Origin of the sequence: Bacillus cereus group sp. Bc031 (genome assembly GCF_027716265.1) — a bacterium.
Classification (GTDB): Bacteria; Bacillota; Bacilli; order Bacillales; family Bacillaceae_G; genus Bacillus_A; species Bacillus_A paranthracis.
The window spans coordinates 1-25088 of record NZ_JAQFUL010000074.1; the positions used below are offsets into that span (position 1 = coordinate 1).

Genomic DNA, 25088 nt, shown 5'->3' on the forward strand with positions numbered 1-25088 from the left:
GAATGACAGTTCACTGTTGAACTGTAAGTTCGACAATGCCTAAGCTTTTCACTTAGGAACGTGTCGCACCACCTTGTCGGTTGACAGCATACGGTACTTAGTTAGTTCCAGCCGGTTTATTATTCCTGCTGGCTTTCGGTTATCCATATAGACACTACGAACCGTAACCGCATGTTTTACCCTGCTTCCAACATCTCACTCTGCCGAGTGTATGCAGTTGGGAATCTCACTGGGAGAGTTTCGGGGCGTTACTCCTTCATTCCTCTCACTCGCCTGAACAGTTATCCTACTCTTTATTGTTTTCGATGTTTCTACAATTAAGAATAGTCCTCGTTGTCGCCTATGCTCCCGCATTACTTATTCGAGAACGTCTCGCACCGTATACGATTTCTCTCCAAAATACAGGTACCATTCCTGCTAATCATATACTTGTAACTGATACAATTCCTATCGGTACTTCGTTCATCCAAAATAGTGTCACAATTAACAACGTGCCGCAACCAACTGCAAATCCATCAGCAGGCACCCCAATTTCAACACTTGCTCCTTCTGAATCCGCAACGATTTCTTTCCGTGTCCTAGTTACTTCAATTCCACCAAGCGGAGAAATTCAAAACCAAGGTAACGTTTCCTTCCAGTACCAACCCGATCCTACTAAACCACCTGTATCCGTTACTACGCCTACACCTACTACAATTACTCCTGTAAACGTTGGGACTATTAACCCGATAAAAACCGCTGATAAATCCATCGTTTCAGTAGGTGATACGATTACATTTACTATCACATTCCAAAATGAAGGTACGATTCCTGTCACTGACATTTCTGTTACAGACTCACTTCCTGTCGGCACATCATTCGTTCCAAATAGTGTCACAATTAATAACATTCCCGTTCCAAACGCAAATCCATCCACAGGCATTCCAGTCGGAACTCTTAATCCAACAGAATCCGTAACTATTTCATTCAAAGTACAGGTTATTACACTTCCAGCTAATAGAATGATTACAAATATCGCATCCATTACGTATACTTCTCAACCCGACTCTACTAGACCACCTATCACAACAACGACTACAACACCACCAATTACGATAGAAGTAAACCCTAATGAGCCAAACACATTTATTAAGACCGCAAATGTAAATAGCGCCCATCTCGGTGATTTCATCACATATACACTTACCTTTACTAACAATGGCACCATCCCAGTAAATAACGTACTCATTACCGACCCACTTCCTCCTGAAGTTACTTTCTATCCAAATTCAGTAACAGTAAATGGAGTAGCACGTCCCGGAACTAGCCCAACTATCGGTATTCTTATCAATACTGTTAATCCAAGTGAATCCGTTGTTGTTCGTTTTATCGTTCAAGTAACAGCAGAGCCACGAAATGGTCTCATTCAAAATACCGCCCGCATTCGCTATACACTCAGACCAGATCCTACTAAACCACCGACTTTCGTTGATGAAACTTCAGAGCCAAACATTATTCCGTTTATCGGTCCGTTCGTCTCACCAAATTTAAATTGTTTCTTTAATGGGGAACGTTTTATCCGGCGCGGTTGGAATAGAAGATGTTAGCAATATAAAATAAAAAGACAGCGTCAAAAAACGCTGTCTTTTTATTTTATACATATACAGTTTTTAAGTTAATTTCATATCTTTTTCATTATAAAAACCATCTTCTTTTTCCATTTCCTTCTGTAATTTTGTAAAGGAACGGTACATGGCAATTCTCCATGACACAATCATCGCAAATGCCAGCAAGAAGAACATCCCACTAAGTTGTCCTAAATCAAGCGATTGGCTTAAATATGTTTTAAATACAATACGCACGACAAGTAATCCGATTAAAATAAAGACAAATGCTTTCGAACGCTTCAAATAAATCTCTTGTCCTCTAATTTCAAATTTAGATGTTTTAATAAGAAAAATAGAGAAAAACAAACCGACGCCAATTGCTTCTAACATTTCTGCTGGAGTTAATCGAAATTCAGGAAAAACATACATCAACGCTCCCGTACTCATAAAAAATGGTGGAAGTATAATTTTTTTCAATGTTGCAGGTTTCTTAGCTGCTTTTAAACGAATAAACATCGCACCAACAGCCATACAAACAGCAACGATACTGGATAAAACAACTATGTTCATATTTTCTCATCCTTTTTTGTGGCTATATGCAAAATATACTTTCATTATATGCTTTTCCGTTAGTATTTCCAACATTTTCACAGAATAATACTAAAAACCCGTAAAACCACCAAATAAACTTGAGAAATATACGATAATTTTCGTCATCCAGTTAAAGTATAAGAAGATACCCATGATAATCATAATGTATCCCCCGATTTTCATGAACTTCATACTATTTCTTTTAATCCAAGACATTTTCGTAATAAAGAATGATAGCACGAAGAACGGAATAGCGAATCCAAGTATGTATGCAATCATATAAATCATTGCTGATTCTGGATTTGTTGCTGCTAATCCGATTACAGACACTAAAATAGGTCCTGTACAAGGCGTCCACCCTGCAGCAAATGCCAACCCAATTAAAACAGATCCAAAATAACCACTCGGACGATTTTTAAACGTAAATTTACGATCTTGCATTAAAAACTTCGGCTTAAACACACCGACAATAATAAGACCGAACACGATGATAAATATACCACCTAACTGTCTAATTAAATCTTTATAATTTGTAAAGATGCCTCCAATAAAACTTGTACCAAATCCAATTGCAATAAATATAATTGAAAATCCAAGTAAGAAAAACGCTGTATGTATCATACTTCTTTTGCGAAGCATTGCATTTTCTTCTTTCAACTCAGAAACCGACATACCTGTTATGTACGATAAAAATGCCGGATAAAGCGGTAAGCAACATGGGGAAATAAATGATAAAAACCCAGCACCAAACGCTAAAAAAATACTAATATCTTGCATTATTCCACTCCTCTCCTTACATATTGTAGCAAAAACATATAAAAATACTATGAACAATTCGTGAAATCACTTTTCCAACGTGATAATAAGAAAAACTACCCTTTCACACTTTTTCTGAAAAAACGTTTTCATTTCCTTCTATTTATATAGAAAAATCTCAATTACACTACAAAACCTCTCTAATGTTATTAACATAACAAAGGTAATATAGTTTCTCAAATGATTAGCATGTTATTCGTACGTTTATATACATATTGATTAAAAAATATTTTTTTCAAATGCTGTCTTTATACAATACAAACTTGATTTTACAATACTTCTATTATTACTAATTTCAAGATTATGCATAAATATCATACTTTTATTATTATTCTATAAAATGTCACACTTTTCTTTTATTTGACCCTTCATTTTTAATTTTGTATACTTCCCTCTAGTTATATATGTCCGTTACGGAACAATTTCATATAGATGGGAGGAATATTTCATGCTTCGTTATTCTCTTTTAGTTTTATTAGGAGCGTGTAGTTATGGAATTTTAGCTATTTTCGTTAAACTTGCATATGCAGAAGGATTTTCACTTGGAGAGGTAATTGGCAGCCAATATTTGTTCGGTTGGATTATTTTGCTTGCTATTACACTTCTATTTTCTAGACATCGTGTTCCATTAAAACAAGCTTTAATTTTATTCGTTGCAGGTACATCTGCAAGTTTCACTGGAATTTTTTATTATGCTTCATTAAAAACTGTACCAGAATCTATCGCCATTATACTTTTATTCCAATTCGTTTGGGTCGGAATTATTATTGAAGCAGTCGCAACAAAAACTTTACCTTCAAGAGAAAAAGTTTTTTCTGTTATTTTCTTACTTGCAGGTACATTTTTATCAAGTGGTTTACTAGAAAAATCAGCAGGTGATTTCGATACGACTGGAATTATATTAGGCCTATTATCTGCTGTTACATTTGCAACATACATTTTCGTGAGCGGAAAAGTTGCTGTTGAAGTACCTTCATTACCACGCGGTGTTCTTTTAATGGCTGGTGCTTTAACTTTAGTAATGATCGTATTCCCTCCAACATTTATTTTTAACGGTGCAATTTCTGAAGGACTTTGGAAATACGGTTTAGGTTTAGGAACATTCAGTATCGTCATTCCTTCTATCGCCTTTACAATTGGTATTCCAAAGATTGGTTCTGGCTTAGCGACTATTCTTGGCGCTGCGGAACTACCAGTTACAACAATTATGTCTGTATTCGTTTTAAAAGAAGCTGTACTATCTTCACAATGGTTCGGTGTATCACTTATTTTAATCGGGATTGCAATCCCGCAAATTGCTTATGCAATGCGTGGACGTTATCGTAAACATCATACACACAAAAAATTGGCAGCATAAACGAGAGGGGATTTTCATTTGAGAATCCTCTCTTTTAATATTGTATACTTAATGTAAATACTTTATTTAAGAAAGAAGGCATTATAAGTGGCAGCAAATCTAGAGCAATTAACTGAGACGCTAATTTCTATTCGTCGAAATTTACATGAGCATCCAGAACTATCATACGAAGAATTTGAAACGACGAGAGCTATAAAGAATTGGTTGGAAGAGAAAAACATTACGATTATAAATTCTAATTTAGAAACGGGCGTTATTGCTGAAATTTCGGGGAATCGTAACGGACCGCTTATAGCAATCCGTGCTGATATTGATGCCCTTCCTATTCAGGAAGAAACAAATTTATCCTACGCTTCAAAAATCCATGGAAAAATGCACGCTTGTGGGCATGATTTTCATACAGCTGCTATTATAGGGGCTGCTTATTTGCTAAAAGAAAAAGAATCTTCTCTTAGCGGAACTGTACGCTTTATATTCCAGCCAGCTGAAGAAAGTAGTAATGGTGCTTGCAACGTCATCGAAGCCGGGCATTTACGTGGTGTACAAGCTATTTTCGGTATGCATAATAAACCTGATTTACCAGTAGGTACAATCGGTATTAAAGATGGTCCACTGATGGCCGGAGTTGATCGATTTGAAATTGAAATTCACGGAGTTGGTACACATGCAGCTGTACCAGATGCTGGGGTAGACCCTATTGTCGCATCTTCTCAAATTGTGATGGCACTACAAACTATTGTAAGCCGAAATATAAGTTCTTCACATAATGCCGTCGTTAGTGTCACAAACATCCACTCAGGAAATACGTGGAACGTTATTCCTGAAAAAGCAATGTTAGAAGGTACTGTTCGTACTTTCCAAGCTGAAACACGCGAAAAAATTCCAGCCTTAATGGAACGTATCATTAAGGGCGTTTCTGATGCACTAGGTGTAAAAACAGAATTCCATTTTCATTCAGGTCCTCCTGCTGTCCATAATGATGAAAGTCTTACTCATTTATGTACACAAACTGCACAGGAAATGTCACTAGACGTGATTACCCCTACTCCTTCCATGGCTGGCGAAGATTTCTCTTTTTATCAACAACACATACCAGGATCATTCGTCTTTATGGGAACGAGTGGTACACATGAATGGCATCATCCAAGCTTTACAGTAGATGAGCGAGCGTTACCTATAAGTGCAGAATACTTCGCTTTGTTAGCTGAAAGGGCACTTAAACATTTTTCCTAAAAAAGGAGCCGTTAAGAAATGCTTAACGGCTCCTTTTTTTAAGTTAAATCACGTTTTAAAAATACTGTATAGGAAATGATTAAAAATACAAATAAATACAGTAATAACATACATGATGCAAACGGGAACGTTACTCCATCAATAAAGCTTCCATTCTTTGCAATACTATATAAATCTGTGTTTGCTGGCAATAAATATTTCGCCCAATCATATCTAGTTGCTGCTAGTAATGCGATGTTTCCTGATAAAGCAAGAAATAGTGAAATACCAATCGCGACTCCGCTAGATCTTGTTAGCACAGAAATCATAAACGCAAACGCTGCGTACACAATCGTCGGCAACCACGATAAAATATAATACTTACTAGCTTCTACAAAAATATTTTGTTTTATAATATTTCCATCTTGGAAAATAAACTCGCTCCATGCAGGCTGCTGGAATTTATAAATAACCAGTCCACATAAAATGGAGAAAATCATATTAAATATAAACAATAATGCTGCAAATATGACAATTGCTAAAAACTTAGCTGTCAAAATTTTAAAGCGACTCGCTGGTCGTATTGTTAAAAATTTATATTTTCCCCAGCTATATTCATTCGCAAAAATTGTACTTACATACACGAGGATAAACGGAAGTAATATTGGAAATACGATAAAGCCTGTATCTCTCATGAAAGAAAGTGGAGAACTACTTGCCGGTGCTGTATCTGTGTCTAAATGCTTCATCTTGAGCTGATATTCCTTTACAAGCTCATCCCCAGATCGTTCCGCTAAAATTGCTCCTTTTTCCATGCCTAGCTTTTTCTCAATTTCTACAGTTCGTTCTGTATAATCAGCTTTCCATCCTTTTGTTTCCGGCTCCAAATACTTTACAGTAACCCATCCTAATCCGATTATTAATACTGCAATAACTGCAAATGGAATAATCGTTCGCTTTCGCTTAAATATTTTATACAATTCGTTATACACTAAATTAAACAATATCTTTTCCCCCTGTTAATTCTAAAAATTGCTCTTCTAACGTTTTTCTTTCTTCATATACACGATACACTTGAATGTTTTTCTCAAGCAATGTACGAATAACATTTGGGATTTCTTCATCTTTTACATGAATAAGTAAATCATTACCTTTTATTAAAACATCTTGGTCTAACATTTCTGCCGCTTTATTCGCATCATCTACGCGTATACGGATTGTCTCCATCTCTTCACTTTGATTATGCTGAATATTTTGCGTCGCGACATATTCTCCGTGCTGAATAATGATAACTCTATCACACATTAATTCAACTTCCGAAAGTAAGTGACTAGATACCAGTACCGCTTTTCCTTGTTCATGTGCAATTTTCTTTATGTACATTCTCATTTCATGTATTCCACTAGGGTCTAATCCATTCGTTGGTTCGTCTAATATTAATACATCTGGATCATGAATAAGCGCTTGGGCAATTCCTAAACGTTGTCTCATGCCGAGTGAATATGCTTTTACTTTGCGATCAATGACTTGTCCCATACCTAGCAGTTTCACTACTTCATCGATACGTTCTTCTGTAACGTTACCATTCATGCGTCCGAAATATGTTAAATTCTCATAGCCACTCAAAAACGGATAAAATTCCGGTGTCTCAATTACCGCTCCAATTTTCGAGGCAGTACTTTCAAATTGCTGTTTTACAGATTGACCATCAATCCAAACTTCGCCCTCTGTCATACGAATCATGCCGACCATCATTCTCATTAAAGTCGTTTTTCCAGCACCATTTGGTCCAAGCAGACCAACTACTTCACCTTTTTTAACTTCGAAACTAATATTTTCTACAAGTGTCTTTGAACCGATTCGCTTCGTTAACCGCTCAACCTTTACAATCGATTGTTCATTTGTCATGCTATACAACCTTTCCTTCCCATTCTTTGTCAGGTCTTTACACTGTAACATGATTATTTTTATGTGTAAAATGGAAAAAGACATGATTTCTCATGCCTTTTCTTTAAACTGAAATAAATTTTCATCTTGTAAACTTTGAACAAATCGAATACATTGCACCATCGATAATAGAAGAATAACAATCATAATTATACTCACTACTACTATTGCATATATTGTAATCGGTGCACTATTTATCCCTTGTATTCCTGTTATTTTCATAAAGATAATCGTAAATAATTTTAAAAATAACATCCCATTAACTAATCCAAAAACAAACGCTGCTCCATAAATAAATAATTGCTCCTGACATAATAAACATAGTACATCATTTCTCTTCCTATTCTCTGCTACATAAGATTTAATTTCTTCTTTCCTCGCTTGCAGAAGAGAATAAGTCATTTTATATGTAATAAACGTACATATGAAAATGACTACGATAAACAACGTGTAAAAACACATTTGAAATAAAAATGTAGTCCCTAATTCCCCAGCAACTACTTCATTAAATTGTAGCGATATCATAAAAAACAAAATCATAATACTCATAGCAATCCACATAAATTGCTTCATCCTTTTGGTAGCAAATGTTCTTATATTTTTTCTCGCTAACCGACATAAAGACATAAAATTCTTCCCCTACCTTATTACATACGCATTCTATACTACTAGTGTATAAAAATATGACATTTTAAACATCGCACTACAATCGGAATTTTCTCTAAGTCTTTAGTCCTAGAAAACAAAAATGAACATGTTTATCTCTTTCGTATAGAACTAAAAAAACACTAAAGCGGAAATGCAATTACATTTCCGCTTTAGTGTTTAACGAGGTGTATTTTTCAACAACTTAATTAATCTCATCCTCAACTTCTATTCTTTTCTTCTCTCTTGCAATTTTTAAAAACTCTAAAAGCTCTGGATTGCTATTCATTTTTTTGTACGCGACTGACATTTCTGCAACAAAATTAGAATCATATAGCTCTTTATATACAACTTCTGTTTTATATAATTTATTTGCCGATACCGGTATGACTGTAATTCCAATCCCCGCTGCTACAAGTCCCATAACTGTTTGATATTCCGTCGCTTCTTGTACGATACGCGGACTAAACCCGACGTCGCGGCAAAGTGATAAAATTGTATCATATAACGCTGGCCATACTGGTCTCGTAATAAATACAAACGGTTCATCCCGTAAATCTTCTATATGTATTTCATCTTTCTCTGCAAGTGGATGAGCCTTCGGTAAACATAACGTACAAGATAGTTTTTGAATTGGCTCTAATTCTAATAATTGTGTTGGGATTGGTGGACGCAAAAATCCAATATCAATACGATTATCATGAAGTGCATGCACTTGATCTGGAGTAGATAATTCATGTAATGCAACAGACACCCTCGGAAATTTCTTTCTATACTCCCTTACGATAGATGGTAAAATATCATATATCGCCGCACCTACAAAACCAATTGAAAGTGAGCCCACTTCTCCCCTTTGGGCACTTTGTGCAATTTCTACAGCTTTTTCAATTTGTTCAAACGCTTTTTTTACTTCTTTCAAAAACATTTCTCCAGCTTCTGTTAATTCAACCTTTCTCTTCGTTCTTGAAAATAACATAACTCCCATTTCTTTTTCTAATTGCTGAATTTGTTGACTAAGCGGTGGTTGTGTCATTTGTAAACGAGCAGCTGCTCGTCCAAAGTGTAACTCCTCTGCCACTACAACAAAATATTGCAAATGCCGTAATTCCATTTTGGACACCCTTTTCCATTTCAATTAATACGTCTAATATATTAATAACATATAATTTATATATTAGACAAATTTTTCGAATGAACGTATAGTAGAAATTGTTAATTCTTTTTTACAATTTTTATGTAAAAAAAGAAAGAGGTGTTTACTGTATGAAATGGTGGAAATTAAGCGGACAAATTTTACTATTATTTTGTTTCGCTTGGACAGGTGAATGGATTGCAAAACAGGCACACCTCCCAGTTCCAGGAAGTATTATCGGTATTTTTTTATTATTAATCTCGTTAAAATTTAACCTAGTGAAAAAAGAATGGATACAAGACGGTGCAGACTTTTTATTAAAAGAACTTATTTTATTTTTCATTCCTTCTGCAGTCGCTGTCATACGCTACAAAGATACACTATCACAATATGGAATCGATCTCATCTTAATTATTATGATTAGTACACTTTGTGTCACTCTCGTTACAGGACTCTTAACAGAATTGCTACTAAAGCGGAAAGGATCCGTGCAATGATCGGCTTTCTTTGTTTACTATTAACACTATTCACATATTGGATATCGAAAAAAATGTATCAACGCTGGAATTGGAGCTTACTTTCTCCTCTTCTCGTCTGTCCTATTATTTTAATCGCGTTATTACTCGGACTAGACACATCTTATGAAACGTATGAAACTGGAGGCCACTGGTTAACAGAATTATTAAAACCTGCAACAGTTGCTTTTGCATGGCCAATCTATAAATACTTTGATTTACTTAAGAAACATGGAATGGCTATTTTACTTAATGTCATTGTCGGTTCGTTTCTATCAGTTATTACTTCAGCACTACTAGCAAATTATTTTCAAATTGATTCATCGTTAGAGCATAGTTTAGCACCTCATATTGTAACGACGCCAATTGCAATGGCCATTTCAGAAATGATTGGTGGTATGTCACAATTAACAGCAGTATTTGTTGTTTTAACTGCGTTAACAGGAGCATTGCTCGGACCTTCTCTCATTCGTATATGCCGTATTAAAACAGCAATTGCAAAAGGTATTATGTTAGGAACGAGCGCAAATGGAACTGGTACATCAAAAGCATTCGAAATCGGTCCTGTAGAAGGAACGATTGCAAGTTTATCTATGCTTTTAACTGCAGGAGCTAGTTTAGTTATCGTTCCGCTTTTCTTATCGTGGATACATTGAAAAAACAAGTGTTTACACACTTGCTTTTTTATTTATGTATTTGTTTAAAATCTCATAATCCTCCGGGAAAGATAACGTTAATTCCTTCATTTCGTCTATCCTCTTCCAAGCAATTTCATGTATTAACTCATCAGGATCTTGGATTTTCATACTACCGCTTATTCTTTTTACGACATAATAATGAACGTATACAGGAACCCCATATGTAATCGCTTCTTTTTCGTATATTTTACTTACAACTTCCACATTGTAGCCTGTTTCTTCCCAAACCTCTCGGATACAACATTCCTCTAATGTTTCTCCTTTTTCAAGTCCTCCACTTGGGACGGACCACCTTTTTTCTTCATCCTTTTGTCCTTGTAATACCATTAAAACTTCATTTCTTTCATTTACACATACTGCTGCGCAACCTATCCATCTTTCCATATACACCCCTCCCCTACTACTATTCGTCTCCTTTTGTATTTTCTCCTTGAAAAAAGAGGAAAAAAGGAAAACAATGACGAAATTTTACATCAACTTCATAGGCAGTTCCTTCTTAGAAATTAAAAACGGAAGGATGAAAGCATGATTTTTAAATATGTTGTGGAATGTGTCTTTTGTGAAGAAAATCGAAAACCTCGCCAAGCTATCGTCACAGTTCCTGCTACTACTCAGCTACTAGCCATTGAAAAAGTGCGTGCAGAATGTAAACGTCGTTTCGGAAAAGCTTTATTATTACAAACTGAAATTAAAGAAGAAATAGTTTTTGAACAAAAAGAAAGCTGACCATAAATTGGTCAGCTTTCATATCCGATCATATTTTCACATGAAGATTAGGGGCATCCTCTTTAAGGATCGGGATTTTCCCATTATGTACGTTCCATAATGGTCATCAAACAATATATTTCTATACAATTAAATATTGAATAGAATAGGGCAAAACTTGTTCGCATTTTTAGAAAAGGGATAGGGATATAATTCAAGTAGTACTTCGAATACTCGAACTTTACACTCATTATATTAAAGCAAATCCTTTTATATGGGAAATATGAATTACTTACATAATTCATTCGTAAAACATATTAGTTTGCTATATTATTTTTATCCCATTAATAACATACATCCAGCGAAAACTGGTGTCATAATCATTGAAAACTTCAAAAGTATACGTGGTGCATAATTTGTAAACTTCGCACCGATATAAGCTCCTAGCATCGTCCCAATTAATACTTGCAATAATAATATATAATCTAGATACCCTTCTGAACTATACCCTAACCCACCCCCAATCGCAATGGGCAATATAACAAGCATTGTTGTTCCTACAGATTGCTGAATCGTCAATCCTAATAGAACCATTAATCCAAGTTGAATAAATGGTGCAGAACCAATCCCAAATGAACCAGCCATCATTCCAGTGACTAATCCAAGACATATACATTTCATTATGTTCTCTTTCGAAAAATCTTTAATCTCTGCTAAAAGTAACTCTTCCCTATTTTGAAACTTAATTAATTTAATAAACATAAAAATTGCAGATAAAAATAGCATCCCAGCTGTAAACCAATGAAGAAGATGTCCTGGTATAAGTGAACCAATTTTTGAACCGATATAAGAACCAAGCGCTCCACATCCCCCAACAATCCCGCCTATAGTAAGTACTACATTTCCTTCACGATAATGACTTATAACCCCAGATAATGTCGTAAATGCCATAGCAGTTAAAGACGTTGCAAGTGCAACGTGAATAGGAATATGGAATACTAAAGTGAGTATCGCGATAATAAACCCGGCTCCCCCAGCTCCAACAAACCCTAATAAAATCCCCATTACTAACATCGTTATAATAATTGCCACATACTCTCCCTCCAGTAAGGCAATTATCCACCATATTCTTTCTTCTACACAAATAAAAAGCATCCATCTAGGATACTTTTTATTTCAATACTATGTACTTAATCTTGATTAATCAAAATAACCGCGGGACCAGCGACTACTACTCCAGCTACTTCGATTTTTTCAAATTCCTTTACTGTAATAGATATAACGCCTTCTCTTTCCATCAATTCTTTACTCAGGACATCAGTCGGTATAGCTTTCACCGTCTTACCTCCTTTTCATTTATACAATATGCAAAAAACAACTTAACGCATCTATATATATGCATCACCTCCGCTTTCATTCCTTATTCCCTTCAAAACCCTTCTCTCCCTTCCATAACGTATTGAAAAATAAAAAAAGCACTCGCAATCGCGAATGCTTTTTCATTATTTACTTTCTATTACTTTTAACATTCTATTAATAAACATACAAAATACCCCTTAATATAACACTCAGAAAGCCCACCTCTTTTTAATTCATTATATAATTCATTCGATTAATGGTTTCTCGAAGTTTTTCCAACTCTTGACCTGTATATATTACTTTCCCCGTTAAGAATTCATTTCTGAAGAACGATACAATTTGCTCTCTATCTTTTAATCTCGGCGTTTTTTCTTCAGAAAGATCTAGCACTTCTTTCCCATTCTCATTATAAAAATATACAATCGGATTTATGTTTTCCTTTACAATATCAACTTGCATTTCTTTCAAACAATTGTATAGAATATGAGATAGTTTCTTCGCTCTATATACTGGGTTCCCTTCATTTTTCACTTGTATCGTTAATGAATCTTCACCTGTAATATATTCAAACGTCTCTTCTTTCTCTATCTCTTGTTGATACTTGCCAATTTCATCAATCATAAATGAATATGTACTAGCATTTTCTTTCGTTAAGCCATGAATTAATTTCCCTGTCCATTCTTTCGTTTCAAGTACATACATACCCGTTTTACTTAAAACAAGATGATGAATTCGAAAATCATTTCTTCCATGCTGATTCCTCATAAAAACATTCGGCATTATATGAAATTCATTATCTAGTATTATGCCTTGCTCTACGAAGCCACGCTTCATATATTGTAATGTTTCGTGTGTACTCACTTCGGCTCCATTTTTCGTATACTCTCGCAAATCTGCAATTAACTTTTGAAACATATGTATTTCGTTACTATGTTTTTCTTGCATTTCACTGCGTTCTTTACTATGTTGCACAGCTAATTGATTTTTCATCATACGCATATTTTCAAGTTCTCTCGCTGCACTTATTTGTAAATCATTGTATTTTTTCTGTTCCATATTTTTTAATGTATTTTGCTGCTCTTTATGTTCTGTAACCGTAGCTGCAATTTCATTTTCGTACGTTTCAATTGCTTGTTTTTTTTCAAATTCCGCTTGCTGACTCTCTGATTCTAGCTGTTTATTTTTATAAAACAGCACGAATACTGCAGCTAATAATAATAAAATTACACCTATTAACACGTAATCCATAATTCTTCTCCTTTATTTCATTTCCTGCTTTTTTCCATTCACATTTCTACTACATTATACTATGTAATTCCTATATTTTTTGTAAAAATTTCACACGCAGTCAAAAGACCTTGTAATTCTACAAGGCCTTTTGTAAACTTCCTTTATTTTGTAGTAAGTACATATTATAATACAATCCTTGTTCACTCAGTAATTCTTGATGTGTCCCTCTCTCTACTATCTCTCCATCGTGCATAACAAAAATTTGATCTGCATCTTGTATGGTAGATAATCTGTGTGCAATCGCTATCGTAGTCCGTCCTTTTCGCATTTGCTGTAACGCTGTTTGGATTGCATCTTCAGTTTCTGTATCAATATTTGCTGTTGCTTCATCTAATACTAACACTTTCGGATTCGTTGCTATCGTTCTAGCGAAAGCAATTAATTGTCGTTGACCACTAGAAAATGCAGCTCCTCTTTCTACTACTTCCGTTTCATACTGCTCTGGTAATTTTTCAATAAACGTATTCGCTTGCACAAATTGTGCCGCTTCTTTTACTTCTTCATCCGTAATTTCTTCATTATACATACGAATATTTTGCTTTACATTTCCCGCAAATAAAAATGCATCTTGCAATACAAGTCCTATTTTCTTTCTAATTTCTTGTTCTTCAAATTTCTCTAACTCTACACCATCTATTACAATATTTCCGGACTTAATATTATAGAATCTCAGTAATAAATTCATAATGGTACTCTTTCCGCTACCAGTGTGCCCAACGAAAGCAACCGTTTGCCCTTGTTTCACGTGAAAAGATACATTTTTTAAAACATCACGTTTTCCATCGTACGAAAAAGTAACATTTTTAAATTCAATATCTCCATTAATAACTTGAGGATTTCCATCCCCTTTTTGAACTGGCGCTAAATCTTTCTCATCCATTAAATGAAATACACGTGATGATGAAACCAGTGCCTGTTGGAAAAATGATAATTTCATCATCATCTCATTTACAGGCTGGAAGAAACGATGGATATAGTTAACAAACGCATATAAAACGCCTACTTCAACAGGACTCTTCAAAGCATCAATTCCAAATAAACCAAGTACTAACGCAATAGCTACAATATGAACTAAATCAGTTGCTGGACGTAAAAGCAATGCATCTAACTTTAATGTACGTCGCCCTGCACTATAATGTTTATTATTCACTTCTTCAAATTCTTTTCTCATGCGCTTTTCTTGTCTGAACACTTGAACAATATTCATCCCTTGAATGGACTCGTTTAACTTTGCATTTAACACACTTAATTGATTACGGACTTCTAAATAAAAAGCTGCACTTTTCCGGCGATATAATACCATAATCGCAAACATGATCGGAATTAATACGAGAGAAAATAGCGCTAATTTTACATTTAATAAAAACATCGCTACTAAAATCCCTACTAAAAATACGATATTTTTAACAAATGTTGATAATACACTGACATAAAAGTCTTTAATTGCTTCTGTATCATTCGTTATGCGCGATACAAGCGTACCAATCGGCGTACGATCAAAGAAACTTAATGACAACTTTTGAACATGCTCATATACTTCAACACGCATATCTTGAACAATTTTAAAAGCGATATTTTGAAAATATAACAAGTCTAAATAAGTAAATAATACTTTTAATAAGTGAGCAACAATATACACTACAAATAGAGTAACAAGTGCTGATTGATCAAAGTTACGTGGTACTAAGTGTTCATCAAGGAATTGTTTAATTAAAAAAGGACCCATCATTTCTGTTACAGTTGCACCAACTAGAAATAAAAATGCTAATGCTAACAGTCCTTTATATGGCCTCATATAAGACAGTAATCTTCTTAAATCGCTCTGTTTTTTCTCAGCCATCATACGCCTCCTTTCTCGACTAATGCTTCTAACTGCTGGCTCTTATACATTTCTTTATACCAACCATGTTCTTTCATTAGTTGTTCATGTGTACCTCGTTGTACAATTTTACCTTCATCCACAACAAGAATAAGATTGGCATGCTGAATTGCACTTAAACGATGGGCAGTAATAATTGTCGTTTTCCCTGCTCTCTCCCTCTTTAAAGCATTTAAAATCGTTTCTTCTGTTTTTGCATCTACCGCTGATAAACAATCATCTAAAATTAATATTTCAGCATCCGTTAATAAAGCACGCGCAATAGAAATTCTCTGTTTTTGACCTCCAGATAAAGAAACGCCTCTTTCCCCAACTACTGTTTCATATCCTTCTGAAAATTGAAGGATGTCATTGTGAATACAAGCAATCTCTGCAGCACGGGTAATTTCATTATATGTAGCATCCGCCTTTCCAAAGGCAATATTCTCCCCAATACTCGCTGAAAATAAAAAATGATCTTGCGGCACATATGAAATAGCAGAACGGACACCGTAAAGTGTTACATCGCGAATATCCCGCTCTCCAACTTTTAATTCACCATTAAAATGATCATACTCACGGATTAAACATTTTAATAAAGTCGTTTTCCCTGCACCTGTACGTCCTACAATCCCTAACGTTTCCCCTTTCTTCAAATCAAAATGAATATCTGTTAAATGTAACAGTTCATTTTTCTTATACGAAAACGAATCGACCGCAAATGAAACATCACCGCTCGCTACTGTATGCACAGCATTTTCTCTATTTACTACATCTGATTTTTGTGAGAGAATTTTTTCTACACGGTCATACGAAGCACGCCCACGCTCCATAATATTAAACAGCCATCCAAACGCTAACATCGGCCAAACGAGGGTACCTAAATACGTCGTAAATGTAACGAGATCACCTACTGTTAATTCACCTCTCACAACTAATACTGACCCGTAACATACTGCGATTAAAAATGAAAATCCTACGATAAGAGCGATTGTTGGATCAAATAACGAATCAATACGTGCAACTAACATATTTTTATGTACGACATCTTCTGATTTTTTTCGGAACGCTTGCAAATCTTCTTTTTCTTGTCCAAGCGATCGAATTACCTTCATCCCACTCATACTCTCTTGCACTTTATCATTGATTTCCGAAAACGATTGCTGTGCTTTATGAAACCTTTTATGTAATAAAGTGCCGTAATAATTTGTCGATATTGCTACAATCGGCATTGGAATTAAGCTTAACAATGTTAACTTCCAACTAATTGTAAAACCCATTGCTACGAGTACACATCCTCCAACAGCCAATGAATCAACAAGTGTTAAAACACCCGCCCCAGCAGTTTGCTGAATTGCTTGAATATCGTTGGTCGCGTGCGCCATTAAATCACCTGTGCGATTTGACTGATAGAAAGATGGACTCATCTTTGTAAAATGTTCATACAAATTTTTCCGTAATTGGCGAGCTAATTTTAATGAAGATCCGAAAATCATAATACGCCACACGTAACGTAATATGTACATCGTAATACCTACGAGTACTAAGAGTACAACCCATTTTAGTAACTTATCAGTCGTTAATGTTCCCTCATTAATTTCATCTACAACAATCCCAATCACTTTTGGTGCTACAAGTTCTAAAAGTGCAACGCCAAATAATAAAATAATTCCGGTTATGTACGCTCGTTTTTCTTGTTTAAAAAACCACGCTAAATTCATAAACACTTTCATATTTTTCCCCCTCTCTTAAAATGAGCGATGTTTTCAGTTTACCAAAAATACAGAATTTTTAAAAGTTTTAAACTCTGTCCATATCAAAAAGAAAAGACACTCTTAGCGAGTGTCTTTTAGCGCTTATTTCATTTGTTGCTTATTCATCGCGCTCATCATTTGATTGATTTTCTTTTGGGAAGGTTTTTGTCCCATTTGCATCATCATCATTTTTAACATTTGTTCGTTAATTGGTGGATTTTTTTGTAAGTAATTCATCATGTATTTGCGGGCAATGAAAAATCCTAACGCCACGCCTGCTACTAGTGCTACTACGCCCACTAGAATACCTAACCAAATTGGCATATATTTTCCTCCTTCATGTTGTCTACCTTACAGTGTACTAAAACCTTTTCAATAAGACAAGATACAATTCGACATTTTTACACATATGTTCGTACTTGTTTTAGAGGATTCAGCCATCCGTACTTTGTATTTTCATAATCCATAGCTAAAAATGTTAATTCACACTTCCGAAGCACCTCAAAGAAAGTCGTTTCCATAGAAACATTTCCAGAGGTATTCATGCGAATATAGTGTGGTTTCACCATTATTTCGCCATATTCCGCCCCTGTATAAAGTGTATGTGTATGATGTGTTCGATCATATTTACCAAGAACGCGCAAAGCTTGTTCTAATTTATGATGAATTTTCATTACTTGTAATGGCATCGTTATATACATCATTTGTTTATATAACACTTTTTTCTCCGAAAGGGACCCAGATTCTGAAAATCGAGCAAATAAATCAAAAAACAAATATTCACGACCAAAGTAAGATTTCGCAATATCCTCTTGAATTAAATACAATTCATACGTTTTCATCTTTCGCCTCCCAATCTGGACAACCTTTTCTCTTCATTATATAGAAGAAATTTTGCAATGATTGTCTGACTGCGGAGAGAGAAAAAACTTTTTCTGTCGAAAAAACTCATTTACATAGAAAAACCTCTCCATGCCGGAGAGATTTTTCTAAAATCATTAAAGCATTTCTTTTACTTTACGAACAACGTTCTCTACAGTAAATCCATACTCTTCCATAATCTTCTTACCAGGAGCAGAAGCACCGAATGTATCGATACCTAACACATCTCCTTCAAGACCTACGTAACGGTGCCATCCGAATGTAGCACCCATTTCGATTGCGAAACGTTTTGTTACTGCTTTTGGTAATACAGATTCTTTGTACTCAGCAGTTTGAGCTTCAAAGCGATCCATAGATGGCATGCTGACAACAGATGCGTCAACACCGTCTACTGCTAATGCTTTTTGAGCTTCAACAGCTAGACTTACTTCTGATCCAGTTGCAAGTAAGATTACATCAGCTGTTTCTTTCTTGCTTGCAGAAACTACATATGCACCTTTTGCTACTTTTTCATACGTATCGTCTTTTGCACCTTCTAATGTTGGAAGATCTTGACGAGTTAATACTAAAGCAGTTGGTTTGTTTGTAGATTCAAGAGCTAGTCTCCAAGCTGCAACAGATTCGTTACCATCAGCTGGACGGATAACAGATACATTTGGCATCGCACGTAGCGCTGCTAATTGCTCGATTGGTTCATGTGTTGGACCATCTTCACCAACAGCGATACTGTCATGTGTGAACACATATGTTACCGGCAATTGCATTAATGCTGCAAGACGAATTGCTGGACGTAAGTAGTCAGAGAATACGAAGAACGTACCACCGTAAGTTTTTAAACCACCATGTAGTGCAATACCGTTCATTGCTGCACCCATTGCGAACTCACGTACACCGTACCAGATGTTTTTACCGCTGTAATCATCTCTTGTAAAGTCTTTTTCGTTATTCATGTATGTTTTGTTAGAACCAGCAAGGTCAGCAGACCCACCGAAGAATGATGGCACAGACTCTGCAATTGCATTAATTACAGCACCTGAAGAATTACGAGTTGCTGCTTTTGATCCTAATTCATAAGTTGGTAAGTTTTGCTCCCAACCTTCTGGAAGAAGACCATTCATTGCCGCTTGCAGTTCGTTTGCTAATTCTGGGTATGCTTGTGCATATTCACCTAGCATCGTGTTCCACTCAGCTTGCGCAGTTTCACCAACATCTTGTACTGTTTTACGGAAGTTGTCATATACTTCTTCTGCTACATGGAAGTCTTGCTCAGCAGTCCAAGCGTATGCTTCTTTCGTTAACTTTGTTTCTTCTACACCAAGTGGAGAACCATGTGAAGCTGATTTTCCTGATTTGTTTGGAGAACCGAAACCAATTGTCGTTCTTACTTCAATTAGCGTTGGGCGTTTTTCGTCAGCTTTCGCTTCTTCGATTGCTTTCGCGATAGCTTCAATATCGTTTCCATCCTCAACACGGATTACTTGCCATCCGTATGCTTTGTAACGATCTTCTACACTTTCAGAGAATGAACGATTTAAATCGCCATCTAATGAAATATCGTTTGAATCGTAAAGCACAACAAGACGACCTAATTGTAAATGAGCAGCTAATGAAGATGCTTCAGCAGAAACGCCTTCCATTAAATCTCCATCACCACAAATAGCGTATGTATAATGATCTACTACATTATACGCATCACGGTTATATTTAGCAGCTAAATGCCTTTCTGCCATTGCCATACCTACAGCAGTTGCAATACCTTGTCCAAGTGGACCAGTCGTTGCATCTACACCAGCTGTATGACCGTACTCAGGATGTCCTGGAGTTTTGCTTCCCCATTGACGGAAGTTCTTTAAGTCATCCATTGTTACATCATAACCAGATAGGTGAAGTAGGCTGTATAATAACATTGAACCATGACCTGCAGATAATACGAAACGATCACGGTTAAACCACGTTGGGTTATTTGGATTGTGTTTCATAAATTGAGTCCATAATGTATAAGCCATTGGTGCTGCACCCATTGGCATTCCTGGATGACCAGAGTTTGCTTTTTCAATCGCATCGATGGATAATGTGCGAATCGTGTTGATAGAAAGTTGTTCGATTGAATGTGACATGCTATTCTTCCCTTCGCTTATATTAGTAAACGTTTTATACATTTATATGATAGCTTCCCACGCAAGATTATACAACATGTATCGACAAATATGTTGATGTTTTTTTGATTTTTTATAAAAAAATCAATGATTCCGGGAATGTATGGGCATTCAATATGACATACTTTTTCAATATTTTTATTTTGAAAAGAAAGGGAATTATCTGTATATTTATACAGATATACAAAATTCTTCAATACTAACTTTTTAACCCACTTGCGAACTACCCCCACTTAACATGATTATTATCTACTTTCATTGTTATACCAAACTTTACCTCTTATAAGACTGATTATATCAGGGGTCAAATAAATAGGAAAACCAAATGTTTGGCTACGCCAAACCGAAATTCATCTCCCACCTACCGCTAGACTATCGTCTTTCACACGCCCCAGGAAGGAGATTTCTTTCGGATAATGGGTTAAAAATACAAAAAAGCATCTAAATTCGATGCTTTTCAAATCAGTTAAACAATCCGTTTCCGAATCGAACTTGAAATAAAATCAATGATAATGACCATTAAAATGATGCCCAATAAAATAATTCCCACGCGAGACCAATTACGGGAACTCAGCGCAAAAATTAGGGGCGTACCAATACCACCTGCTCCAATAACACCTAAAATGGCAGCGGATCGCACATTAATTTCGAACCTGTATAATGTATACGATAGAAAATCTGGTAATACTTGTGGCAATACTGCATACCAAAGTATTTGGAACCGGTTTGCACCTGTAGCTATTAACGCCTCTGTCGGCCCCTTATCTATATTTTCAATTCCTTCTGAATATAATTTCCCTAACATTCCAATAGAGTGTAATCCTAAAGCTAGAACGCCGGCAAAAGAGCCTGGTCCAACAGCCTTTATAAATAAAAGGGCCATAACTAATTCAGGAAATGTACGAACAAAACTAAGTACAAATTTCCCAGTTCCTGAAGTTAGTTTTCCACTGCTCATATTCGTCGCCGCCCAAAAAGCAAATGGAACAGATAAAAAGGCAGAAATAAATGTACCCAATATCGCAATTGCCAACGTATCAATTAAACCATGTAATAAATCTTCACCATCTGGCAAAGATACATACGCCCAATCTGGATTCAATACACCTGTCATAATTGCTTTTGTAATTTCTCCTGCCGTATCCTTAATTCCTTCTAGCGGTACTCCTGAAAAAGCCCATACGTAAACAAATGTAAGTGCTATAAAAATAAACAAGCGATACACACTCGGTTTCTTCGGTTTTGGTACGATTATCGTCGTTTTACTCATTATAATTTCTCCCGCAACAATGTACTTACATAATCAATTAACAATACAACAACAAGGGTATAGATAATAATAGATGCAGTTTGCTGATATTGTAAAAATCCAAGTGTACGATCATAGTATAATCCAATACCACCTGCTCCTACTAAACCTAAAACAGCTGCTGCACGTACGTTCACCTCAAATGTATACAGAACATAAGAGACAAAATGCGCTTTCACTTGCGGAATTACTCCATAAACAATCCATTGCACTTTATTTGCTCCTACTGCTGTCATCGCCTCTAAAGGACCTGGATCAATTGATTCAATTGACTCATACAACAATTTCGCCACGAGCCCAATCGAGAAAAAAGTAAGAGCCAGAATACCTGGAAGTGGCCCGATTCCAAAAATCGCCACGAAAATTGCCGCTAATAATAAATCTGGTATCGTTCGGATAAAATTTAAAATCAATCGAGCTGGACTGTATAAAAATGTACTAGTAAATACATTACTTGCCGCAAATAGTGCCAGCGGAATAGCTAAAATCGCACCTAAAGTCGTCCCAATAATCGCCATACGTATTGTATCTAACATTGCTGTTGTAATAACTTGAAAATAACTCCAATCTGGCGGCACCATCTCTTTTAACAAATCCATCATATTAGGAAAACCAGCTACTAGTTTTGACAATGATGCATCGACCTGTACACTACTTCCCCACAACAGTAAAATGACTAGAACAGCCGTTAACATATGTTTCAACTTACTCGGTGGCTTCGGTATCGATTTCGAATATATCGTCACGTCATTCATTTAACTGCCACCTCTAACAATTCACTTTTCTGTACTACGTCACCATAAATTTCAGCAAACTTTTCATCCGTTGCCTCTTCTACTAAACCATCAAAAACAATTTCTCCTGCATGTAATCCAATAATGCGCGTCGCATATTGCCTAGCTAAATCAATAGAATGTAAGTTTACAATTGTTGTAATTCCAAAATCTTCATTAATTTTCTTCAAATCATCTAATACTTGCTTTGTTGTTAGCGGATCTAACGATGCAACAGGTTCATCTGCTAATATGATTTTTGCTTCTTGCGCCAACGCTCTAGCAATCGATACACGTTGCTGTTGTCCTCCTGATAATTCATCAGCACGCGCATATGCTTTTTCTAAAATATTTACTCTTTTTAACGATTGAAAAGCAAGCTCCAAATCTTCTTTCGGAAATAGACCTAACGTTGTACGCAACGTCGAATGATACCCAACACGGCCAGCTAATACGTTCTTTAATACTGTTGATCGCTTTACAAGGTTAAAACTTTGAAAAATCATACCAATATCCCGGCGCATGCGGCGTAATCCTTTTCCTTTCGCAGCCGTAATAGACTCACCTTCAATCATGATTTCTCCTTCTGTAATCTCATGAAGACGATTTACCGATCTTAGAAGTGTAGACTTTCCAGCTCCGGAAAGCCCTACCATTACAACAAACTCACCTTTTTGAATTTTCAAGTTTATATTATTCAATCCTTTTGTACCATTTGGATACACTTTGGAAACATTTCGAAACTCTATCACACATCTTACCTACCTTCTATGTATTCAAAACGGCAAACTAACTGAAAACATACCTTTCCAGCTAGTTGCCATTTCCATATGTATTATTGCGTTTTTACTTTCTTTCCATATTCACGAACGATATCAAATTTACTATCATCAGATTTAACATATCCTTCATGTGAATATACTTCTTTAATGATTTTGTGACCTTCCTCATTCTTTCCAATTTCAATGAAAGCATCCTGTAATTTCTTGCTCCACTCTTCATCTAAATCAGAACGTACCGAAATCGTATCGTTTGGAATTTTCTCCGTAAATTTCACTATTTTCGTTTGATCGAATATATTCGGATAATCTTTTTTTACAATATTACGAGCATCTTGGAATACAACAGCTGCATCTACGTCACCATTTAAAAGAGCAATAAGCGACTGATCGTGACCTTTTAATGTAACAGGTTTCACATCTTTTAACGGATCAACGCCCTCTTTTAATAGTACAGCCGCAGGCCACACATATCCCGCTGATGACGTTACATCTTGATAGCCAATTTTTTTACCTTTTAAATCTTTTACACTATTAATATTTGAATCCTTCTTAACAACAAACTCAGATTTATAAAAGTCTACTAAGTCCTTTGTAGGAGCTCCCGTTTCATCATCTACGCCAAAACGTTGCGCTTGTAAAATTACGTTTGCTGCCTTTTTCTCATGTGCTAACACATACGCTGTTGGGGGTAAAAATCCCACATCTACTTGCTTAGATGCCATCGCTTCTACAATTGTATTATAATTCGTTGAAATACTAACTTTTACTGGAATATTTAACTTATCACTTAATAGCTTCTCAAGTGGTTTTGCCTTCGCCTCTAACGTATCTGCATTTTGAGAAGGAACAAATTGAACATTTAAAGTCTTCGGTACATACCCTTTTTTCGTATCTTCATTTTTACTTGCGCTTGATTCCTTCGTTCCACAGCCACTTAACAAACCCGCTGCTAATACAACTGTTGTGCTCATTGCAAAAACTTTTTTCAACATGTTAATGCCTCCATTTTTCATTGTTATAAAATAACCTTTCATAAACATGAAGAAATATATCACACATTTTTACAAATAATTGATTATTTACAGAATCTTTACACATTCTATACACTCACATTAAAATTCTCTCCATATATTTGATATGCTTAATCAGTAGATAATAATAGAAAAGGTGAATGATATTGAATCAAAATCAAATTGTAACTTTAAACATCCTATTAACAAGTGATATACATGGTACTGTTTATCCAATTCACTACCAAGATAACTCTCCAGCAGAAATTGGTTTAGCTAAGATTTCTACTCTTATAAAAAAAGAACGGTCCCAAAATAAAAACGTTCTTTTAATTGATAACGGTGACTTCATACAAGGAACACCATTTACTTACCATTACGCTACATATGAAAAAGATAAGAAAAACCCAATGTCATTAATAGCAAACTATTTACGTTATGACGCTGCAGTGATTGGGAATCATGAATTTAATTATGGAATGGATGTATTAAACAATGCTATTTCTACTGCAAACTCCCCATATTTATCAGCAAATATTTTAGACAAAAGCAGTAAAAAACCTTATTTCGGGAAACCATATATAATAAAACATATTGAAGCAAATATAAAAATTGCTATTTTAGGGGTGACAACGCATGCCCATCAACTTAAGAATTTTCACTACCCCCAAGTGACAAAAAACGTTATTCTTTCTAAAAAGCTAGCTAGAA

25 protein-coding genes and 2 pseudogenes are annotated in these 25088 nt (G+C 35.5%); 7 read left to right on the forward strand and 20 right to left on the reverse strand.

Features of this window, described 5'->3' with window-relative positions:
- Nucleotides 1-380: 380 nt before the first annotated feature.
- Nucleotides 381-1586: pseudogene (locus PDQ33_RS22230) on the forward strand (hypothetical protein); the annotation flags it as partial.
- 63 nt (nucleotides 1587-1649) lie between these two features.
- On the opposite strand, the gene PDQ33_RS22235 reads toward PDQ33_RS22230, so the two are convergent.
- The 3 genes and pseudogenes from PDQ33_RS22235 to PDQ33_RS29095 all read right to left on the reverse strand — a co-directional run bounded on the left by PDQ33_RS22235 (nucleotide 1650) and on the right by PDQ33_RS29095 (nucleotide 3115).
- On the reverse strand, nucleotides 1650-2156 hold the full coding sequence (locus tag PDQ33_RS22235) for a CcdC family protein (RefSeq protein ID WP_001028639.1): 507 nt from the start codon (nucleotides 2154-2156) through the stop codon (nucleotides 1650-1652).
- A 90-nt stretch (nucleotides 2157-2246) separates the two neighbouring features.
- On the reverse strand, nucleotides 2247-2954 hold the full coding sequence (gene ccdA, locus PDQ33_RS22240) for a cytochrome c-type biogenesis protein CcdA (RefSeq protein WP_001152681.1): 708 nt from the start codon (nucleotides 2952-2954) through the stop codon (nucleotides 2247-2249).
- Between the two features lie 16 nt (nucleotides 2955-2970).
- Nucleotides 2971-3115: pseudogene (locus PDQ33_RS29095) on the reverse strand (peptidase T).
- 326 nt (nucleotides 3116-3441) lie between these two features.
- Between PDQ33_RS29095 and PDQ33_RS22245 the strand changes: the two are divergent.
- Complete coding sequence (locus tag PDQ33_RS22245) at nucleotides 3442-4350, forward strand: EamA family transporter (protein ID WP_270756631.1); 909 nt, start codon at nucleotides 3442-3444, stop codon at nucleotides 4348-4350.
- A gap of 87 nt (nucleotides 4351-4437) precedes the next feature.
- The gene (locus tag PDQ33_RS22250) at nucleotides 4438-5583 is read left to right on the forward strand and encodes a M20 peptidase aminoacylase family protein (RefSeq protein WP_270756632.1); all 1146 of its coding nucleotides are present in this window, start codon (nucleotides 4438-4440) and stop codon (nucleotides 5581-5583) included.
- A 38-nt stretch (nucleotides 5584-5621) separates the two neighbouring features.
- Here PDQ33_RS22250 and PDQ33_RS22255 read toward each other — a convergent pair whose 3' ends face one another.
- From PDQ33_RS22255 to alsR, 4 genes are all read right to left on the reverse strand, one after another.
- Nucleotides 5622-6566, reverse strand: coding sequence for an ABC transporter permease (locus tag PDQ33_RS22255; protein ID WP_270756633.1), 945 nt, complete (start codon nucleotides 6564-6566; stop codon nucleotides 5622-5624).
- Nucleotides 6559-7470 (reverse strand): ABC transporter ATP-binding protein, encoded by a 912-nt coding sequence (locus tag PDQ33_RS22260; protein ID WP_000180642.1) that lies wholly within the window; start codon nucleotides 7468-7470, stop codon nucleotides 6559-6561. The genes PDQ33_RS22255 and PDQ33_RS22260 overlap by 8 nt, the downstream gene beginning before the upstream one ends.
- A gap of 90 nt (nucleotides 7471-7560) precedes the next feature.
- Entirely contained in the window at nucleotides 7561-8136 is a 576-nt protein-coding gene (locus PDQ33_RS22265; protein ID WP_270756634.1) for an FtsX-like permease family protein, read from the reverse strand.
- A 223-nt stretch (nucleotides 8137-8359) separates the two neighbouring features.
- Nucleotides 8360-9265, reverse strand: coding sequence for an acetoin biosynthesis transcriptional regulator AlsR (gene alsR / locus PDQ33_RS22270; protein WP_000423223.1), 906 nt, complete (start codon nucleotides 9263-9265; stop codon nucleotides 8360-8362).
- A 152-nt stretch (nucleotides 9266-9417) separates the two neighbouring features.
- Here alsR and PDQ33_RS22275 point away from each other — a divergent pair, with 152 nt between their 5' ends.
- Together PDQ33_RS22275 and PDQ33_RS22280 are read left to right on the forward strand one after the other, a co-directional pair.
- The gene (locus tag PDQ33_RS22275) at nucleotides 9418-9783 is read left to right on the forward strand and encodes a CidA/LrgA family holin-like protein (protein ID WP_000872364.1); all 366 of its coding nucleotides are present in this window, start codon (nucleotides 9418-9420) and stop codon (nucleotides 9781-9783) included.
- The gene (locus PDQ33_RS22280; RefSeq protein ID WP_000578958.1) at nucleotides 9780-10457 is read left to right on the forward strand and encodes an LrgB family protein; all 678 of its coding nucleotides are present in this window, start codon (nucleotides 9780-9782) and stop codon (nucleotides 10455-10457) included. The genes PDQ33_RS22275 and PDQ33_RS22280 overlap by 4 nt, the downstream gene beginning before the upstream one ends.
- Before the next feature lie 12 nt (nucleotides 10458-10469).
- On the opposite strand, the gene PDQ33_RS22285 is transcribed toward PDQ33_RS22280, so the two are convergent.
- The gene (locus PDQ33_RS22285) at nucleotides 10470-10883 is read right to left on the reverse strand and encodes an NUDIX hydrolase (RefSeq protein WP_061131642.1); all 414 of its coding nucleotides are present in this window, start codon (nucleotides 10881-10883) and stop codon (nucleotides 10470-10472) included.
- 141 nt (nucleotides 10884-11024) lie between these two features.
- Here PDQ33_RS22285 and PDQ33_RS22290 point away from each other — a divergent pair, with 141 nt between their 5' ends.
- Nucleotides 11025-11225 (forward strand): DUF3903 domain-containing protein, encoded by a 201-nt coding sequence (locus PDQ33_RS22290; RefSeq protein ID WP_000576449.1) that lies wholly within the window; start codon nucleotides 11025-11027, stop codon nucleotides 11223-11225.
- Nucleotides 11226-11540: 315 nt separating this feature from the next.
- Here PDQ33_RS22290 and PDQ33_RS22295 read toward each other — a convergent pair whose 3' ends face one another.
- From PDQ33_RS22295 to PDQ33_RS22350, 12 genes are all read right to left on the reverse strand, one after another.
- The gene (locus PDQ33_RS22295; protein WP_061131641.1) at nucleotides 11541-12296 is read right to left on the reverse strand and encodes a sulfite exporter TauE/SafE family protein; all 756 of its coding nucleotides are present in this window, start codon (nucleotides 12294-12296) and stop codon (nucleotides 11541-11543) included.
- A gap of 98 nt (nucleotides 12297-12394) precedes the next feature.
- Nucleotides 12395-12541 carry a BC1881 family protein gene (locus PDQ33_RS22300; RefSeq protein ID WP_000644411.1) on the reverse strand — a complete coding sequence of 49 codons (147 nt, stop codon included), beginning with the start codon at nucleotides 12539-12541 and terminating at the stop codon, nucleotides 12395-12397.
- A 250-nt stretch (nucleotides 12542-12791) separates the two neighbouring features.
- Complete coding sequence (locus PDQ33_RS22305; protein WP_000386802.1) at nucleotides 12792-13811, reverse strand: nuclease-related domain-containing protein; 1020 nt, start codon at nucleotides 13809-13811, stop codon at nucleotides 12792-12794.
- A 118-nt stretch (nucleotides 13812-13929) separates the two neighbouring features.
- Nucleotides 13930-15693 (reverse strand): ABC transporter ATP-binding protein, encoded by a 1764-nt coding sequence (locus tag PDQ33_RS22310; RefSeq protein ID WP_000818391.1) that lies wholly within the window; start codon nucleotides 15691-15693, stop codon nucleotides 13930-13932.
- Nucleotides 15693-17444 (reverse strand): ABC transporter transmembrane domain-containing protein, encoded by a 1752-nt coding sequence (locus tag PDQ33_RS22315; RefSeq protein WP_270756637.1) that lies wholly within the window; start codon nucleotides 17442-17444, stop codon nucleotides 15693-15695. The genes PDQ33_RS22310 and PDQ33_RS22315 overlap by 1 nt, the downstream gene beginning before the upstream one ends.
- A 123-nt stretch (nucleotides 17445-17567) precedes the next feature.
- Nucleotides 17568-17789 (reverse strand): YneF family protein, encoded by a 222-nt coding sequence (locus tag PDQ33_RS22320; protein WP_001123317.1) that lies wholly within the window; start codon nucleotides 17787-17789, stop codon nucleotides 17568-17570.
- Between the two features lie 77 nt (nucleotides 17790-17866).
- The gene (gene sirA, locus PDQ33_RS22325; protein WP_061131639.1) at nucleotides 17867-18307 is read right to left on the reverse strand and encodes a sporulation inhibitor of replication protein SirA; all 441 of its coding nucleotides are present in this window, start codon (nucleotides 18305-18307) and stop codon (nucleotides 17867-17869) included.
- Nucleotides 18308-18463: 156 nt separating this feature from the next.
- Nucleotides 18464-20464, reverse strand: a complete 2001-nt coding sequence (tkt, locus tag PDQ33_RS22330; protein WP_270756638.1) for a transketolase — start codon at nucleotides 20462-20464, stop codon at nucleotides 18464-18466.
- Between the two features lie 505 nt (nucleotides 20465-20969).
- Nucleotides 20970-21773 carry a phosphonate ABC transporter, permease protein PhnE gene (phnE, locus tag PDQ33_RS22335; protein ID WP_000047890.1) on the reverse strand — a complete coding sequence of 268 codons (804 nt, stop codon included), beginning with the start codon at nucleotides 21771-21773 and terminating at the stop codon, nucleotides 20970-20972.
- Nucleotides 21773-22567: a phosphonate ABC transporter, permease protein PhnE gene (gene phnE / locus PDQ33_RS22340; RefSeq protein ID WP_061131638.1), complete on the reverse strand. Its 795-nt coding sequence runs from the start codon at nucleotides 22565-22567 to the stop codon at nucleotides 21773-21775. The genes phnE (PDQ33_RS22335) and phnE (PDQ33_RS22340) overlap by 1 nt, the downstream gene beginning before the upstream one ends.
- Nucleotides 22564-23337, reverse strand: coding sequence for a phosphonate ABC transporter ATP-binding protein (gene phnC, locus PDQ33_RS22345; protein ID WP_000569254.1), 774 nt, complete (start codon nucleotides 23335-23337; stop codon nucleotides 22564-22566). Before phnC ends, phnE (PDQ33_RS22340) begins: the two co-directional genes overlap by 4 nt.
- 83 nt (nucleotides 23338-23420) lie before the next feature.
- On the reverse strand, nucleotides 23421-24359 hold the full coding sequence (locus PDQ33_RS22350; RefSeq protein ID WP_000915052.1) for a phosphate/phosphite/phosphonate ABC transporter substrate-binding protein: 939 nt from the start codon (nucleotides 24357-24359) through the stop codon (nucleotides 23421-23423).
- Nucleotides 24360-24544: 185 nt separating this feature from the next.
- On the opposite strand from PDQ33_RS22350, the gene PDQ33_RS22355 reads away from it, so the two are divergent.
- Nucleotides 24545-25088, forward strand: a 544-nt coding sequence (locus PDQ33_RS22355; protein ID WP_270756641.1) for a metallophosphoesterase, incomplete at its 3' end; no start/stop codon positions are given.

What these genes read in the sequence shown, in the direction of transcription:
- PDQ33_RS22235 (WP_001028639.1), bottom strand. Translation starts at nt 2,156, where the DNA reads ATGAACATAGTTGTTTTATCCAGTATCGTTGCTGTTTGTATGGCTGTT.
- ccdA (WP_001152681.1), bottom strand. Translation starts at nt 2,954, where the DNA reads ATGCAAGATATTAGTATTTTTTTAGCGTTTGGTGCTGGGTTTTTATCA.
- PDQ33_RS22245 (WP_270756631.1), top strand. Translation starts at nt 3,442, where the DNA reads ATGCTTCGTTATTCTCTTTTAGTTTTATTAGGAGCGTGTAGTTATGGA.
- PDQ33_RS22260 (WP_000180642.1), bottom strand. Translation starts at nt 7,470, where the DNA reads ATGACAAATGAACAATCGATTGTAAAGGTTGAGCGGTTAACGAAGCGA.
- PDQ33_RS22265 (WP_270756634.1), bottom strand. Translation starts at nt 8,136, where the DNA reads ATGTCTTTATGTCGGTTAGCGAGAAAAAATATAAGAACATTTGCTACC.
- alsR (WP_000423223.1), bottom strand. Translation starts at nt 9,265, where the DNA reads ATGGAATTACGGCATTTGCAATATTTTGTTGTAGTGGCAGAGGAGTTA.
- PDQ33_RS22275 (WP_000872364.1), top strand. Translation starts at nt 9,418, where the DNA reads ATGAAATGGTGGAAATTAAGCGGACAAATTTTACTATTATTTTGTTTC.
- PDQ33_RS22280 (WP_000578958.1), top strand. Translation starts at nt 9,780, where the DNA reads ATGATCGGCTTTCTTTGTTTACTATTAACACTATTCACATATTGGATA.
- PDQ33_RS22285 (WP_061131642.1), bottom strand. Translation starts at nt 10,883, where the DNA reads ATGGAAAGATGGATAGGTTGCGCAGCAGTATGTGTAAATGAAAGAAAT.
- PDQ33_RS22290 (WP_000576449.1), top strand. Translation starts at nt 11,025, where the DNA reads ATGATTTTTAAATATGTTGTGGAATGTGTCTTTTGTGAAGAAAATCGA.
- PDQ33_RS22305 (WP_000386802.1), bottom strand. Translation starts at nt 13,811, where the DNA reads ATGGATTACGTGTTAATAGGTGTAATTTTATTATTATTAGCTGCAGTA.
- PDQ33_RS22310 (WP_000818391.1), bottom strand. Translation starts at nt 15,693, where the DNA reads ATGGCTGAGAAAAAACAGAGCGATTTAAGAAGATTACTGTCTTATATG.
- PDQ33_RS22315 (WP_270756637.1), bottom strand. Translation starts at nt 17,444, where the DNA reads ATGAAAGTGTTTATGAATTTAGCGTGGTTTTTTAAACAAGAAAAACGA.
- PDQ33_RS22320 (WP_001123317.1), bottom strand. Translation starts at nt 17,789, where the DNA reads ATGCCAATTTGGTTAGGTATTCTAGTGGGCGTAGTAGCACTAGTAGCA.
- sirA (WP_061131639.1), bottom strand. Translation starts at nt 18,307, where the DNA reads ATGAAAACGTATGAATTGTATTTAATTCAAGAGGATATTGCGAAATCT.
- tkt (WP_270756638.1), bottom strand. Translation starts at nt 20,464, where the DNA reads ATGTCACATTCAATCGAACAACTTTCTATCAACACGATTCGCACATTA.
- phnE (WP_000047890.1), bottom strand. Translation starts at nt 21,773, where the DNA reads ATGAGTAAAACGACGATAATCGTACCAAAACCGAAGAAACCGAGTGTG.
- phnE (WP_061131638.1), bottom strand. Translation starts at nt 22,567, where the DNA reads ATGAATGACGTGACGATATATTCGAAATCGATACCGAAGCCACCGAGT.
- PDQ33_RS22350 (WP_000915052.1), bottom strand. Translation starts at nt 24,359, where the DNA reads ATGTTGAAAAAAGTTTTTGCAATGAGCACAACAGTTGTATTAGCAGCG.